Below are 14,683 nucleotides of genomic sequence, written 5' to 3'. Positions count from 1 at the left end.
TCGCTGACGCATCGGCCGTGATACACCGGCCGTTTCAGGTGGCACTGATGGTGTGGAGCCGACTCTGTCGTTCTAGCTCTGCCACTGCCCTTGGTTCTGGCACTGCCCCTGGCGTTGCTTCTGCCACTGCCGCGGCGTCTGCCACTGCCGCGGCGTCTGCCGCTGTCATCGTCTCTGGATCCGCGACTGTCTGTCTGGGTCACTGTGTGTACCCGCCACGCTCTCTGATGCTCGCCTTGCCCTGGCGCTGACCCTGCTCCTGGCGTTGCCGCCTTCTCTGTCGCACGTTGTGCGGCGCCCCGTCTCCGTTCCGATCGCACCGGCCTGTTCTCGCCGCTTTTTCCATGACCCCTGACTCCAAGGCCGTGTCCGCCGCCTCCCGCAGCCTCGAGGCCCGCTCCGCCAGCGAGCGTGACAAGGCGCTGGGCCTGGTGCTGAACCAGATCGAGCGCAACTTCGGCAAGGGCTCGATCATGCGACTGGGCGACGCCTCCCGCATGCGGGTGGAAACCGTCTCCACCGGCGCCCTGACCCTGGATCTGGCTCTGGGGGGCGGCTATCCCAAGGGCCGGGTGGTGGAGGTCTATGGCCCTGAAAGTTCCGGCAAGACCACCCTCACGCTCCATGCCATCGCCGAGGTGCAACGCCGCGGTGGCGTTGCGGCCTTCGTTGATGCCGAGCATGCGCTCGACCCGGTCTACGCCGCGGCCCTCGGAGTGGATATCGAGAACCTGCTGGTCTCCCAGCCGGATACCGGTGAGATGGCCCTGGAGATCGTCGACCAGCTGGTGCGCTCAGCCGCCGTCGACATCGTCGTGATCGATTCGGTGGCGGCGTTGACGCCCCGGGCCGAAATTGAGGGAGAGATGGGCGATCTGGCGGTGGGCAGCCAGGCCCGCCTGATGAGTCAGGCGATGCGCAAGATCACCGGCAACATCGGCAAGTCCGGCTGCACGGTGATCTTCCTCAACCAGCTGCGGCAAAAGATCGGTGTCACCTATGGCAATCCCGAAACCACCACCGGTGGGAATGCGCTGAAGTTCTACGCCTCGGTGCGGCTCGACATCCGCCGGATCCAGACGCTCAAGCGCGGCACCGAGGAATACGGCATTCGCGCCAAGGTGAAGGTGGCCAAGAACAAGGTGGCTCCACCCTTCCGCATCGCCGAGTTCGACATCCTGTTCGGCCGGGGCATCAGCACCCTCGGTTGCCTGCTGGATCTGGCCGAGGAAATCGGGGTGGTGACGCGTAAGGGATCCTGGTACAGCTACGAGGGCGACAACATCGGCCAGGGCCGTGATAACACCATCATCTGGCTGGAGCAGAACCCCGAGCAGAAGGAGCGGATCGAGGCGATCACCCGCCAGAAACTCACGGAAGGATCGGAGGTGACGGCCAACTCGTTGCGGCCCCTGGCGGCGGCAGCCAAGCTGAGCGCTGACCTGTCCGATGATCCGGCCCGCGCCCTGGTCGAGGATCTTGGCGCTGCACCGCTTGAGTTGAATGCTCCTGCGGCGGCCGGGTCCCCTGCAGGTGCCACGGCTGGAACCCGATCTTCCTCGCGCAGCACAGCTCCTGCGGCCACCGGCGGCTGACCCGCCGGGGCGCCAGGGGCCACCTGGCCAGCCTTACCTTCAGCCGTTGCGATTCAGGCGGCCGTTTCGATCGGCTCGCTGGCGGCCCGCGAGCCGCGATGACGAGGACCGCCGGACTTCAGAACGGAGTGAATCGGAGTGGGCTCAGGCTGCTGCAGGATCTGGGTGACGCGCTGCAGCTCCTGAATGGCTTCGGCACCTTCCAGCTTCACCAGTTCGTGCCCGTCGCGGGATTCGACCCAGGTGATGCCGAAGTCAGACACGAGAAAACGCACTGTGTGGTTGTCGCCCAGGTCGGCCACGAACGAGGCTCCATGACCATCCCTGCCATCGCCACACACGTAGCAGGTGGCGACACAGCCCCGGTCCTGGAGGCTGCGGGCTAGCGCCTGCAGGCTCATCACCAGGTCGTGGACGAGGGTCCGGTATTGCTCAGCCAGACGCGGGAACATGACGGGCCAGCGGGTCGGTGGCGCAATCCTAATGTTTTCTTCAGTTTTTCGCGGGCGCCGTCGGTTTTGATCAGCGTCCGCTGGCAATCGCTGCTGTCGCTCAGGTGCCTCCTGCCTGCTGGGCTCCGCCTCTGCCGCGCAGGAGTCAGCCGTCCGACAGCGTCCACCAGCCTGCGGCGGGGCCGATGAAGCGCACCGTGACCCAGAACAGCACCAGCGCGCCGATACCGAACCAGGCCCCACGGGTGGTGATCGCCACGAAGCGGTTGGCCTGGTCCTTGCTCAAGGGCAGCCACGGCGCGACACGTTCCGGGCTCGTGCCGCTGCCTGCGGATGGCTTGGGCCCCCGCGGTGGCAGGCCCTGGGTGGAACGACGCTTAGCTTCCCCCATCCGCGCAGCAGTGGCAACTGCCGGCAACGCTAGTTGGGCAGCAGGCGGCTCAGGCTCGCCCATGGTTCCAGGGCCAGCAGCACCGTGGCCCCCCAGCTGCGGCTGCGCAAGCGTCCGTCCAGCACGGCCAGGCGTCCGCCGCCGCGGCGCAGGCCTGCCACGGAGCGTTGCAGCCGGTTCACGGCCTCGGGCAGCAGCAGCTCCCGGAACCAGTCGAGGCCCTGCTGACGCAGGGCGGCGACCCGGGCGGCGGTGAGGGGATCCTCCAGGCTGGCGATCGGCAAGGTGGCCGCCAGGATCTGACCCGGTAGCGGCAGCCGCTCCTGCTGCTCCAGCCACCAGCTCCAGCGGGCGCAGAGAATCCCATTCGCATCGGGAGTGGTGGATTCGTGTTCCACCCGACGGCCGAATTCCGCCGCCATCGCACTGGCCAGGCTGAGCCGCAGGCCTTCGTCGTCGCAGAGGATCACGCTCAGCCGAGCCTGCCCCAGCACCAGCCGGCGACTCTGCTCCAGCAGGTGCTGGGCGAAGACGGGGCTATTGGGCAGCGGTTGGCGCAGGGGTGCGAACAGCGGCAGCGGATCGGCCAGGGGAGGATCCCCCAGGTCGACCACCACCTCGGGCGTCAGGCCGAGGACGGCCTCGGGGGCTGCGCCATGCGCCTGGGTGCTCCGGCGGACAGCAATCGGGCTGGCCAGCTGGCCCAGCAGCACGGCTCCACGCCCCCTGAGCAGGCCCGCCAGGGCATGCAGGGGCTCCAGGGGCTGGCGGTGCAGGGTCCACTGCAACAGCCGCATGTCCACCTCGGCCCAGCTGCTCCAGCCATCTCCCCCCTGCTCCAGCCACTGGTCCCAGGGGGGCGGCAGGGGGCCGAGCAGGGCGAGCAGCTGGCGCAGCGGTGCTTCCTCCTCTGGGGCGATGGCCACCAGGCCGCTGGGCTGACGCGGCGGTTCCAGAACCCGGCGGCTCAACCGGTCGTGCAGGGCCATCAGGCTGGTTTCGGCCGCCGGCTGGCTGCGCAGCAACCGGTTCCAGTCATCGGCAGTGATCCGCACCGCCAGCGAACGACGCAGCTTCGGCTCGAGGGTTTCGGCTTCCGGGATCACCAGCTGGTGCTCCCCCAGCTGGCCATTCCGCCAGGCCTCCATCAGCTCGGCGTGGTCCAGCAGCCAGATCCGATGGGGTGGGCAAGGGCCAGACCCTTCCCAGAGGGGGAGGGCAAGGTTCACGGCCCGCAGCCTCGGCAACTCCATCTGCAGGAGGCGCTGGCGTAGATCCTGGCTCAGCACCAGAGCCAGGGGGGCGTCGCTGAGGGCCAGCGGCACCAGCAGGCTGATCCACCAGTCGGGGCCGGTGCCGGGGGTGAGCCGGATCAAGGTGTGATCGCTTCGCCGCAGGCTGCGGGCCACGAGCCGGCTGAGGCTGAGGTGATGCGGCCACTCGGCTGCTCCCTCCTGGCGCAGCAGGGCTTTCAGCTGTTGATGGGCCAGGGCTTCCAGCATGGGCGAATCGTAGGAAGCTGGTCCGACCCGGCTGCAGCGACGATGACCAACCCCGCCGAGCCCCGGCCTGCCTGGCGCCATGGCCCGGTGGGTGTGGTGGGTCTCGGGTTGATCGGCGGATCGCTCGGCCTCGACCTGCAGACGGCCGGAGCCGAGGTGCGGGCCCTGGTGCGCCGTGAGGCCACCGCCACCAGGGCCCGAGACCGGGGGTTGGCTTCGGTGGTGAGCACCGATCCCTGGGTCTTGGCAGGCTGCGATCTGGTGGTGCTGGCGCTGCCCCTGGATCAGCTGCTGGCGCCGCCGCCAGACCTGCTGCAGGCTCTGCCCCCCGAGGCGGTGCTGACCGATGTGGGCTCGGTCAAGGGGCCGTTGCTGCCGGTGTGGTCGGCGGCGTTGCGGCGGCTGGGCGGGGAGCGGCAGGCCCGCCGCTTCGTGCCCAGCCATCCCATGGCCGGCACCGCCGAGGCCGGCGTGGAGGCCGGTGTGTGCGACCTGTTCGTTGCCCGTCCCTGGGTGGTCACCCCTGCTGACGACACCGACCCCGAGGCGCTCGCCCTGGTGGCTGACCTGGCTGCGACCCTCGGAGCCCGCTGGGTGTGCTGCGAGGCCAGGGCCCACGACGCTGCGGTGGCCCTGATCTCCCATCTGCCGGTGCTGGTGAGTGCGGCACTCCTCCAGACCGCTGATCGGAGCAGTGCTGGCGAGGGCCAGCCAGCATTGAGCCCGTCATCCCAGAGCCAGTCTTCGTTCATGAGTTCGCTGCCGAGCCTGGTGCGGACCCTGGCTTCCAGCGGCTTCGCCGACACCACCCGGGTGGGGGGCGGCAACCCCGAGCTGGGCACCCTGATGGCCCGTGGCAACCGGGAGGCGGTGCTGCAGGCTCTGGCCGGTTACCGCCATAGCCTTGATCAGCTCGAGCAGCTGGTGCGCCGGGAAGACTGGGCGGAGCTGCAGCAGCTGCTGACCGACTGCCGCGACTTGCGCCCCCAGTTCGTCTGACCCGTTCGGTTCAGATCCGCAGGGGCTCGCCGCGCTCCGCCAGCAGCTGGCGGCAGAGCATCAGCGAGGAGAGGCTCACGCCGGCGGTGCCCTCGCCGGGATGGATGGAATCGCCGCCGAGCCAGAACCCCGGCACTGGTGTGCGGCTGGCCAGCCCGAAGGGCCCGAAGCGGCTGGGGTGCTGGCCCAGCCCCCCCACATAGCCCCAGGGCCGTCCGGTCCAGCCGGCGAAGCCGCGGGGTGTGGCCAGCTCCCGGTGCAGCCAGTCGGCCGATCCGATCCCGAGCAGCTGCTCCAGGCCGGCCGCCATGGCGGTGCCGGCCTGGGCTTTGCGCGCCTGGTACTCGGTCTCGTCCAGGCCGAACCAGGGGCGGGCCGGCGTGAACACGCTGGCGATCACGGTGGCCTGCCCCTGGGGCGCCCGTCCATCGCCCTCCTGGCTCACCGACACGAACAGTGGGCCCGGAGATGGCCAGTCGAGCTGGAGGTGGCTGGGGGTGTGGGGCGGCAGCACCGAGCGCGGCACGGCCCCATAGAGCACCAGGGCGCCGGAGGGGTCGTGCAGGTGCTGCAGGCGCTGCCGGTAGCCCGCTGGCAGCGCCTCGCCCAGCAGATCGCTCAGGCACTGGGGGGGCAGGGTGCAGACCACCGCCTCACAGGCCAGGGCAAAGGGGGTGTTGCCGCCTTTCTCTCCCCGCACGATCCAGCCGCCATCGCGGCGCTCCAGCTGACGCGCCCGGTGCCGCAGTCGCAGGCGGCCGCCCCAGCGGGCCAGGCTGTCCTCCAGCGCCCGGCTGAGCTCCTGCATCGAACCCTCGAGGTGCCAGAGCCCCTGTGGCTCCTGCGCCACGGCCAGGGCGGTGGCGCCGTAGAGGGCGGCGGTGCGATCGGCTGGTTCCTGGGAGTAGAGCTTCAGTTGCAGGTCGAGGTAGCGCCGCAGGCGCTGGTCGTGGCTGCAGCCGCAGAGGGCCAGCAGATCGGCCACCGTGGCGCCCGTGGCCAGGGCACTGATCAGGGTGGCTGGCCGCAGGGCACCGCAGAGCTGGCCCAGATCCCAGAGCGAGCGCGGTGGCAGCACCGGATCCCGCAGCGCGAAGGCCCAGTTGGTGCGATGCAGCCAGGCGCAGAGTTGCCAGAACCGTTCGCTGCCGGGGAACTGGCGCTGCCGTTCCGCTTGCCAGCGCAGCGGATCGCGCCAGAGCTGCACCGGCGGCTGGCTGTCGTGGAGATCCACCACGCAGGCCGGATCCAGCGGTGTGGCCGCCGGCGGGGTCTGGTGCAGATGGGCGAACAGCCGCGCGTGAATGCCACCTGCCTCCAGGCCGGCCACCTGGGTGGCGCCCACATCAAACACGTAGGGGCCGCGCCTGAAGGTGCCGGCGCAGCCGCCGCTCTGGTGGTGGGCCTCGAGCAGATCCACCTTGAGGCCGGCGCGGGCCAGCAGGGCCGCCGCCGTGAGGCCGGCGATTCCGGCCCCCAGCACCGCCACTGGGCCGTGGGCCTCGGTGCCGTCAGATCCCGTGCCCTGCGACTGCGTGCCGTGCGCCTCCGTCATCCCGGCATGCTGGCAGCGTTCCCTTGGCCGGTGCGAGCCATGCTCCCGTCCCAGCTGGGTCTCTGGGCCCGGGATCACTGCGGTGAGGCGCCGGCCTCGGTGGAGCCGGTCGGCGGAGGCTGCACGGGCCGCGCCTGGCGCCTGCGGTTTTCCGCACACCACAGCCTGTTCGCCAAGAGCGTGAAGCCAGCCGATCTGCCGCTGCTGCAGGCCGAGGCCGATGGGTTAGGCGCCCTGGCTGCCGCGGCACCCCCTGAGCTGGCGGTGCCCCAGCCCGTCTTTGTGGGGCTGGTGGCAGAGGCTGCCCTGCTGGTGACCGACTGGCTGCCCTTTTGTCCTTCGGGCGGCAGCCAGGCGACCGCCAACAGCTCAGCCAGTCAGCGTGGCGATGCTGCAGCACGGCGCCAGCTGGGTTGGCAGCAGCTGGGCCGTTCCCTGGCTCTGTTGCACCGGCGCAGCCTGGATGGCGTCGATGTCCGCTACGGCTGGCCGCAGGACAACTGGATCGGGGCCGCCCCCCAGGTCAACGGCTGGTGCGACAGCTGGGTGGAGTTCTTCCGAGACCGTCGCCTGCTTCCCCAGCTGGAGTGGGTCGCACGCGGCGGCGCGCCGCTGCGCCAGGCGACCACTCTGCTGGAGCGTCTGCCCCAGTGGCTGGAAGGGCACCAGCCTGAGCCCGTGCTGGTGCACGGCGACCTGTGGGGCGGCAATGCCGCCCTGCTCGACGACGGTCGGGGCGCGATCTTTGATCCTGCCGTGTATCGCGGCGATCGGGAAGTGGATCTGGCAATGGCGCGCCTCTTCTGTGGTTTCCCACCGGCCTTCTTTGCCGGCTACGAGGCCGGGTGGCCCCTCCCCCCGGGGCATCGGGTGCGGGTGGAGCTCTACAACCTCTACCACCTGCTCAACCACGCCAATCTCTTTGGTGGCTCCTACCGGCAACAGGCCCAGGTGAGCCTGGATGGCCTGCTGCGGCTGGGCTGAATCCTGCTGTCAGGCCGCCCCACGAACCAACCACCCAGCCCATGATGGCCGCTCAGCCGAGGTATTCCTTGCGAAGGGCCTGGATCTGGGCGAGCACGGCGTTGCGCTTCTCGCTGGTGGTCAGGTTCTGCCAGCTCCACTGGCCCACCACGACAAGGCCAAGCAGCTCCAGAAGCCCGGGAACCACCGGCAGCAGATTGATGGTGTCCAGCACCCCCTTGATCAGGATCTGCGCCACGATCACGGCCAGGAACACACCGGTGCCCTTGGCGATCCGACCCATCAAGGACCAGTCCACCTGGTCGAGAGTGGTGTTCACCTTGGTCAGGATGTCGCCGTAGCGCTCGGCGAAATTCACGGTGGCGTCGCCCACACCGGAGCCGAACGGGCTGCTCGAGGTGCTGGTCTCGCCTGCGTCGCTGCCGGCTTCCTTCAGGTCGGGCTCATTCAAGGTGGTGGTATCGCTCATGAATGGAGCCGCACAATTTGAAACGATCGAGGGCCAAGGTATCGGTGTGAGCTCCATTTGGCCAGCGCGGATCGGCTTCCGTCGGCGGGGGCTGACCTGCCTGGATGCCCTGCTGGCCGCCGCCAGCCCTGCCGAAGGCTGTGCCCTGCTGCTGGGCTGCCGCCGGGAGGCCCATTGGCAGGTGGAGCGGATCTGGCCCTGTCTGAATGGGTGGCAGCCGATGGGGGAGCGGGGCCGCCGCTTCGCGATCGATCCGCGGGAGCAGCTGCTGGCCCAGAAGTGGGGACGGGCCCGTGCCCTGACGGTCCTGGGGGCGGCCCACAGCCATCCCGCCAGTGCGCCCCTGCCCTCGGCCACCGACCGGCGCCTCGCCTTTCCCCCTGCCCTGCTGGTGATCGCGGGCCCGCCTGGCGGCGATGGCGACCCTCGCGGCAGCACCCGTGCAGACCTGCCCCGCACGGGCTGGGCCCTGCGCTGCTGGTGGCTGACCGAGGAGGACACCCAGCCGTTGCCGCTGGCGTGGACAATGGTGGATTGACCGGTCGCGCTTCTCCGATGCTTCCTCCCGACACCACCGGGGTGCAGCTCAGCCCCGACGAGGTGGCCCGCTTCGCCCGCCACCTGATCCTGCCGGAGGTGGGCATGGAGGGCCAGAAGCGTCTCAAGGCCTCCTCGGTGCTGTGTGTGGGCACCGGCGGCCTCGGTTCGCCGCTGCTGCTGTATCTGGCCGCCGCGGGCGTGGGCCGGATCGGCATCGTCGATTTCGACGTGGTGGATCACTCCAACCTCCAGCGGCAGGTGATCCACGGCACCAGCTGGGTGGGCAAGCCCAAGATCGAATCCGCCAAGGCCCGGATCCTCGAGATCAACCCCCACTGCCAGGTGGATCTCTACGAGACCGCCCTGACCAGTGAGAACGCTCTGGCGATCATTGAGCCCTACGACATCGTCTGCGACGGCACCGACAACTTCCCCACCCGCTATCTCGTCAACGACGCCTGCGTGCTGCTGGGCAAGCCCAACGTCTACGGCTCGATCTTCCGCTTCGAAGGCCAGGCCACGGTGTTCAACCTCGATGCCGAAAGCCCCAACTACCGCGATCTGTTCCCCGAGCCGCCGCCGCCGGGCATGGTGCCCTCCTGCGCCGAGGGCGGCGTGGTGGGCGTTCTGCCCGGCATCATCGGCGTGATCCAGGCCACCGAGGCGGTGAAGATCATCACCGGCATCGGCACCACCCTCAGCGGCCGCCTGTTGCTGTTCGATGCCCTGGGCATGAAGTTCCGCGAGCTGAAGCTGCGGCCCAACCCGGAGCGGCCGGTGATCAACGAACTGATTGATTACCAGGAGTTCTGCGGCGTGGGCGGCAGCGCCCCCGGCCAGGAAGAGGCGGGCAGTGTGCCCAGCATCACCGTCGCCGAGCTCAAGACGATCATCGACGGCGAGCTGGAGGACATCCTGCTGGTCGATGTGCGCAATCCCCCTGAGGCCGACATTGCCGTGATTCCCGGTGCCCTGCTGGTGCCGCTCGATCGGATTGAGAGTGGCGAGGCGATTGACGATGTGCGCCGGCTGGCCCAGGGCAAGAAGCTCTACGTGCACTGCAAACTCGGTGGCCGCAGTGCCAAGGCCCTGATTGCCCTGGGCCGTCATGGCATCGAGGGCACCAATGTGGCTGGGGGTATCGACGCCTGGAGCCAGGAGGTGGATCCATCGGTGCCCCGTTACTGAGGCGGTGGCTGCGGGTCCGCTTCGCGGGCCCAACCGATGATCATGGGCCCGCCGTGTCTCAGCGCCGGCTGATCGCCCTGGAGGGCCAGTTTCCGGCCTTTCTGGCGGCCTCGATCATGCCGGTACTGCTGATGCCCCTGGCGAATGAGGTGGGGCCCTTCCCGCAGCCCCTGGTGGCGCCGATCGTCTTCGATCTGCTGATTCTGCAGTCGGTTCGGACACTGCCGGTGCTGCTGCCCACGTTCAGAGGACGTTGCATCGGTGCGCTCTACCAGTGGCTCGGGCTCGTCACCGGGCTGCTCATCTGGGTTCCTTCCCTGTTTCGGGGCTGGCCATCAGGCCACCTGCAGGTGGCCACTCTGCTCCTGGTGGCGATTTTCTTCATCACCACCTCCGTGCGGCTGGTGAGGCTCCTGGCACGGGTGCCGAGGGTGAACCTGTCCGTGCTGGCCGGCGCTGCTGGCGGTTATGTGCATCTTGGCCTCACCGGCGGCATGGTGGCCACCGCCATTGAGGTGGTGCACCCGGGTTCCTTTCTGCTGGGGGCCGTGGGCAGCCATGAGGCCCTCAGGGACAGGCTCCTTTGCTACAGCTTCGTGACAGTGGCCGGTCTGGGTTATGGCGATGTGCTTCCCGGTAACCCAGTGGGTGAGCGCTTCGCCATCCTGCTGAGTGTGAGCAGTACCCTCTACATATCCCTGTTGGTGGGCCTGCTGCTCGGGCGCTTCATCGCCCACGAAGCGGCGGAGCTGGAGGAGCATTGGCAGGAGCACAAGACCCTGGCGTCGTCTCCGCCGGATCGGCTGCCGATGGACGATCAGTAATCCACGCCGCGCTTGAGGTCGACACCGCGTTCGGCGTAGTGCTTGTGGCACACCATCTCGGAGTGGACGCTGGCCAGGTCGAAGTAGGCCGGCAGGTTCTTGCAGCGACCCGTGAGGATCACCTCGGTTTCGGCGGGCTTGCGCAGCAGGGTCTGCACGATCGGCTCCACCGGCAGCAACTCCAGATCGACCGTGGGGTTGATCTCGTCGAGAATCACGGTTTTGTAGAGCCCACTGGCGATGGCGGCGCGGGCGATCTCCCAGGCCCGCTCGGCCTCCACGTAGTCGATCGGCTGCTGCTGGCCCCGCCAGACAATTGCGTCACGGCCGGAGCGGAGGTGATCCACCAGGTGGGGATAGCTCTCGCGCAGCGCCGCGATCGCGGCGTCTTCGGTGTAGCCGCTGCCCCCCTTGAGCCACTGCAGGATCAGCACCCGGTGGCTCTTGTCCTGGCTGATGCCCCGGCCGATCGCCTGCAGGGCTTTGCCCAGGGCACTGGTGGATTTGCCCTTGCCCTCCCCGGTGTAGATCTCGATGCCTTCGAGGCCCTGGGCCTGACCCGGCTCCCCATCGGCGTCATCGGGGCGGCGATGGGCGCGCATCTCGGAATGGAGGTCAGCCAGCTGCACCAGGGCGCCGGGTGCTCCCCGCCCGGTGGCGATCACCTCCATGCCAGCCGGTTTGGCCGACAGGGTCCGCACCACCTCGTCGGTGTCGAGCAGGCCCAGGTCCAGGACCGGATTGAGTTCGTCCAGCACCACCACCGAATAGAGGTTGCTGGCGATCGCACCTCTGGCGATGTCCCAGCCCCGCTGGGCTTCCTGGCGATCGAAGCGGCTCGCTTCCTCGGCCGTGAAGAAGTCGCCGCGGCCGGTGCGCACCTGGTCGATCAGATGGGGAAAGCCCTGCTGGAGCGCCTCGATGGCGGAATCCTCGTCGTAGGCCCGACCCGGACCCTTGAGAAAACGGAGCAGCAACACCCGGGTGCGCTTCTGCTCACAGATGCCCAGCCCGATCGTGCGCAGCACCACGCCCAGGGCCGCCTGGCTCTTGCCTTTGCCATCGCCGTCGTAGACGTGCAGCTGGCCATGGGCGCGTTCGTCACTGCCGGCCGCCGTACGGATGCCGATGCCGCGGCCGGTGCCCCGTTGCGGCGTCTGGGTGCTGCTGGCGGGGGGAGACATCGCAGGAGCGGCGGCAGATCGATGCTAACGACGGACCGCCCCAGCGCTTGCCAGGATTGCCGCCATGGCCCATCCCCGGATCGAGCATCTGCCGGAGCCTCTGGAGCGAGGCCTGGAACGGCTGCGGCAGCACCTGGCCGGATTCGAGTCGGTGGTGGTGGCGTATTCCGGTGGTGTGGACAGCACCCTGGTGGCGGCGATCGCGGCAGAGCAACTGGGCGAGGGCGCCCTGGCAATCACCGGTGTCTCGCCGGCCCTGGCGCCCCATCTGCGCGAGGAGGCCCGGCTGCAGGCGGCCTGGCTGGGCCTGCGGCACCGGGAGATTCCCACCGCCGAGCTGAACGATCCTGCCTACAGCAGCAATCCGGAACGGCGCTGCTACGCCTGCAAACGCGAGCTGCACAGCCTGCTGGCGCCGTTGGCCGCCGCTGCCGGCGGGGCGCCCGTGCTCGATGGCGTGAACCTCGACGATCTCGGCGACCACCGCCCCGGCATCGACGCGGCCCGTGAGCACGGGGTGGGTTCTCCCCTGGCCGATCTCGGCCTCGACAAGCAGGCGGTGCGTCGCATCTCCCGCGCGCTTGGGTTCCCGTGGTGGGACAAGCCGGCCCAGCCCTGTCTGGCGTCGCGGTTTCCCTATGGCGAGCCGATCACGACCACACGGTTGCAGCGGGTGGCCGCGGCCGAGGACTGGTTACGCCAGCGGGGGCTGCGGGATCTGCGGGTACGCAGCCAGGGCGAAACGGCGCGGATCGAGCTGCCCGCCGCCCAACTGCCGGAGCTGCTGGCGCGGCTGGCCGATGGTGGTAGTTCCGCTGGTTTCCGACAGGAGCTGGTGGAGGCTCTGCTGGGCCTGGGCTTCACGGCGGTGAGCCTGGACCTGGAAGGCTTGGTCAGCGGCAAGCTCAACCGAGGACTCGATCACGACGTCAACAGCTGCCCCTGACGGCCGGGCTGGCGATTGGCGATCACCCCTGAGCATGTGGCGATGGCTGCGTTGGTCCTGAGGGCTCAATGAGCAAGGACTGTTGCGTTTTGGGGAGCATAAAAAAGCACCCAGCAGGGTGCTTCAAGCGCTCGCGGCGCGCTAACTGGGCTGGCGCCTGGAGATCCAAACGCTGATCCAGATCCAACCGCTGAGTCAGCGGTGGTGTGCAGGGGTCAGGCGGCCGCCAGGATCGGATCCCGATCTGCCCCGGCGATGCACTCCGGCGTTTCGCGTCGAAAGCTGGTGAGCTTGTGCGTTCGGGCCTCCAGTTCTTCACAGAGCACCGCACAGGCCAGCTCGGGCATGGTGTGGTCACCGCAGGTGAACACATCCACGGCCGCGTACCCGGATTCGGGCCAGGTGTGAATCGAGATGTGCGATTCGGCCAGCAGGGCAAGCCCGGTGACCCCCTGGGGATCGAAATGATGGGTGATCAGATTGAGCAGGGTGGCGCCAGCACGTTTCGCTGCTGTGGTGATGGCGGTCCTGAGAAAGGCTTCGTCGTTGAGCTTGGCAGACGTGCAGTCGTAGAGCTCAAGGATGCAGTGTTTACCCACCGTATCGGTGGTACTGGTCCCACTCACGCTCTGCAGGGCGGTGGGGGTGGTGGAGTGAGCACCAGTCCATCCCGGGTTGGGGTGGAGGCAGGGCAGGCTCTGGTTCATTGAATCCAGACAAACAGGGACCACCATACGCCCCAAAGTCGTTGGCTGGTGCAGGAAGTGGCGCAATCCAGCCTCTGACGCGCCGATCAGGGCCCGGATTCCGCCCCCAGCGAGTCCGCGTCCCGCTTGTCCGCCGTCAACGCCTTCGGTTCAGGCCCGAGGCTGCCGCCGCGCAGGCGCACCAGCTGGGCGGCCTGCCGCCAGCCCTCGCCAAAGCCGTCGACATGGGTGGCGCTGACGAGGCACTGGTGGCCCTCCCCCACCGCCTCCAGCAGCAGGCGCTGGCGCTGCGGATCGAGCTCGGCCAGCACATCGTCGAGCAGCAGCAGGGGGGGGGCGCCCACCACCTCTTCCACCAGGGCCAGTTCCGCCAGTTTCAGGGCCAGCACCAGGGTGCGTTGCTGGCCGGCTGAGCCGTAGCGCCGCGCCGGTTGCTCCCCCAGCAGCAGGGCGATTTCATCCCGCTGCGGACCCACCAGGCATTGGCCCAGCCGCAGCTCCTCGCTGCGCTGCAGCAGCAGCTGGGCCACCATCGCCTCCCGCCAGGGTGCCTCGGCGTCCTCCCCCTCCAGCAGCGTGCCGCTTCGGTACTCGAGCCGCAGCTGGTCCCGGCCGCCGCTGAGGCGCTCCTGCCAGGCCGCCGCCAGGGGTTCGAGCCGCCGCAGGGCCCGCCAGCGCCGCCGGTGCAGCCGAGTGCCGATCGCCGCCATCTGCAGATCGAAGGCATCCAGCAGGTCCTCCCGCTGGGTTACGGGGCCGCCGCGGCGCAACAGCTGGCTGCGCTGCCGCAGCAGGCGGCCGTAACGGCTGAGCAGGTCGCCGTAGACGGGCTCAAGCTGAAGCACCACCCGATCGAGCCACTGGCGCCGCAGGGCGGGCTCCCCCCGCACCAGGTCGAGGTCGAGGGCGCTGAAGGTGACGCAGCGCAGCCGCCCTGGCAGGTCCAGCTGCCGCTCGAGCACCTTGCCGTTGCGACTGGCGATCCGTCCCCCCCGCTGCCTCAGCTCCAGCTGCAACTGGTCGCCGTCGGAGCACATCGCCTGCAGCTGGCTGAGGCTGTGACCGTGGCGGATCAGGTCGCGGTCGCTGCCGGTGCGGTGGGAGCGAAGGCTGCAGAGCAGCTCCACCGCCTCCAGCAGGTTCGACTTGCCTTCGCCGTTGGGCCCCACCACCAGCAGGCGCGGCTCGTGTAGCTCCAGCCGGAGGTGCTCGATGTTGCGGAACTGGCGCAGCTCCAGGCGATGCAGCCGGATGGCTCAGGTGCGGCGTGCGGTTAAGGTAGCCCTGCCGGCAGCGGGGCTTTGACACCTCGAGGTCTGCCTTGAGCAGCACATCCGCAGGACCCCT

15 protein-coding genes are annotated in these 14,683 nt (G+C 69.0%); 7 read left to right on the top strand and 8 right to left on the bottom strand.

The annotated features are described in order from the left end of the window. Window positions 1-344 precede the first annotated feature (344 nt). A complete protein-coding gene (gene recA / locus VB777_RS04550) occupies window positions 345-1,595 on the top strand; it encodes a recombinase RecA (protein ID WP_231598188.1) in 1,251 nt (416 codons plus the stop codon). A 53-nt stretch (window positions 1,596-1,648) separates the two neighbouring features. Here recA and VB777_RS04545 read toward each other — a convergent pair whose 3' ends face one another. From VB777_RS04545 to VB777_RS04535, 3 genes are all read right to left on the bottom strand, one after another. Then, a complete protein-coding gene (locus VB777_RS04545) occupies window positions 1,649-2,047 on the bottom strand; it encodes a DUF1815 family protein (RefSeq protein WP_197171721.1) in 399 nt (132 codons plus the stop codon). A 145-nt stretch (window positions 2,048-2,192) separates the two neighbouring features. After that, window positions 2,193-2,438 carry a DUF2839 domain-containing protein gene (locus VB777_RS04540; protein WP_197157026.1) on the bottom strand — a complete coding sequence of 82 codons (246 nt, stop codon included), beginning with the start codon at window positions 2,436-2,438 and terminating at the stop codon, window positions 2,193-2,195. Between the two features lie 29 nt (window positions 2,439-2,467). After that, window positions 2,468-3,940, bottom strand: a complete 1,473-nt coding sequence (locus VB777_RS04535) for a helicase (RefSeq protein WP_323247381.1) — start codon at window positions 3,938-3,940, stop codon at window positions 2,468-2,470. A 42-nt stretch (window positions 3,941-3,982) separates the two neighbouring features. Between VB777_RS04535 and VB777_RS04530 the strand changes: the two genes are divergently transcribed. Then, window positions 3,983-4,939, top strand: a complete 957-nt coding sequence (locus tag VB777_RS04530; RefSeq protein ID WP_323247379.1) for a prephenate/arogenate dehydrogenase — start codon at window positions 3,983-3,985, stop codon at window positions 4,937-4,939. Between the two features lie 10 nt (window positions 4,940-4,949). On the opposite strand, the gene crtD is transcribed toward VB777_RS04530, so the two are convergent. After that, complete coding sequence (gene crtD / locus VB777_RS04525) at window positions 4,950-6,494, bottom strand: C-3',4' desaturase CrtD (protein ID WP_323247377.1); 1,545 nt, start codon at window positions 6,492-6,494, stop codon at window positions 4,950-4,952. Between the two features lie 39 nt (window positions 6,495-6,533). Between crtD and VB777_RS04520 the strand changes: the two genes are divergently transcribed. Beyond that, complete coding sequence (locus tag VB777_RS04520; RefSeq protein ID WP_323247375.1) at window positions 6,534-7,478, top strand: fructosamine kinase family protein; 945 nt, start codon at window positions 6,534-6,536, stop codon at window positions 7,476-7,478. Between the two features lie 52 nt (window positions 7,479-7,530). On the opposite strand, the gene VB777_RS04515 is transcribed toward VB777_RS04520, so the two are convergent. Next, window positions 7,531-7,947: a CAAD domain-containing protein gene (locus VB777_RS04515; protein WP_197171732.1), complete on the bottom strand. Its 417-nt coding sequence runs from the start codon at window positions 7,945-7,947 to the stop codon at window positions 7,531-7,533. A 46-nt stretch (window positions 7,948-7,993) separates the two neighbouring features. On the opposite strand from VB777_RS04515, the gene VB777_RS04510 reads away from it, so the two are divergent. The 3 genes from VB777_RS04510 to VB777_RS04500 are packed head-to-tail and all read left to right on the top strand — an operon-like array spanning window position 7,994 to window position 10,499. After that, a complete protein-coding gene (locus VB777_RS04510) occupies window positions 7,994-8,485 on the top strand; it encodes a M67 family metallopeptidase (protein WP_231605399.1) in 492 nt (163 codons plus the stop codon). A 17-nt stretch (window positions 8,486-8,502) separates the two neighbouring features. Continuing rightward, window positions 8,503-9,675, top strand: coding sequence for a molybdopterin-synthase adenylyltransferase MoeB (gene moeB / locus VB777_RS04505; RefSeq protein ID WP_197157013.1), 1,173 nt, complete (start codon window positions 8,503-8,505; stop codon window positions 9,673-9,675). Between the two features lie 53 nt (window positions 9,676-9,728). After that, complete coding sequence (locus tag VB777_RS04500) at window positions 9,729-10,499, top strand: ion channel (protein WP_323247372.1); 771 nt, start codon at window positions 9,729-9,731, stop codon at window positions 10,497-10,499. On the opposite strand, the gene VB777_RS04495 is transcribed toward VB777_RS04500, so the two are convergent. Further along, a complete protein-coding gene (locus tag VB777_RS04495; protein ID WP_323247370.1) occupies window positions 10,493-11,683 on the bottom strand; it encodes a cob(I)yrinic acid a,c-diamide adenosyltransferase in 1,191 nt (396 codons plus the stop codon). The genes VB777_RS04500 and VB777_RS04495 overlap by 7 nt on opposite strands. A 64-nt stretch (window positions 11,684-11,747) precedes the next feature. Between VB777_RS04495 and larE the strand changes: the two genes are divergently transcribed. Next, a complete protein-coding gene (gene larE, locus VB777_RS04490) occupies window positions 11,748-12,629 on the top strand; it encodes an ATP-dependent sacrificial sulfur transferase LarE (RefSeq protein WP_197157008.1) in 882 nt (293 codons plus the stop codon). A gap of 215 nt (window positions 12,630-12,844) precedes the next feature. On the opposite strand, the gene speD is transcribed toward larE, so the two are convergent. Both speD and recF read right to left on the bottom strand, forming a co-directional pair. Beyond that, a complete protein-coding gene (gene speD / locus VB777_RS04485) occupies window positions 12,845-13,336 on the bottom strand; it encodes an adenosylmethionine decarboxylase (protein ID WP_322757689.1) in 492 nt (163 codons plus the stop codon). An 86-nt stretch (window positions 13,337-13,422) separates the two neighbouring features. Further along, the gene (gene recF / locus VB777_RS04480) at window positions 13,423-14,574 is read right to left on the bottom strand and encodes a DNA replication/repair protein RecF (RefSeq protein WP_323247451.1); all 1,152 of its coding nucleotides are present in this window, start codon (window positions 14,572-14,574) and stop codon (window positions 13,423-13,425) included. Window positions 14,575-14,683: the final 109 nt, after the last annotated feature.

It is taken from the genome of Synechococcus sp. CCY9202 (genome assembly GCF_034931685.1).
Classification (GTDB): domain Bacteria; phylum Cyanobacteriota; class Cyanobacteriia; order PCC-6307; family Cyanobiaceae; genus CBW1002.
This window is presented reverse-complemented; position numbering and strand designations above follow the sequence as displayed.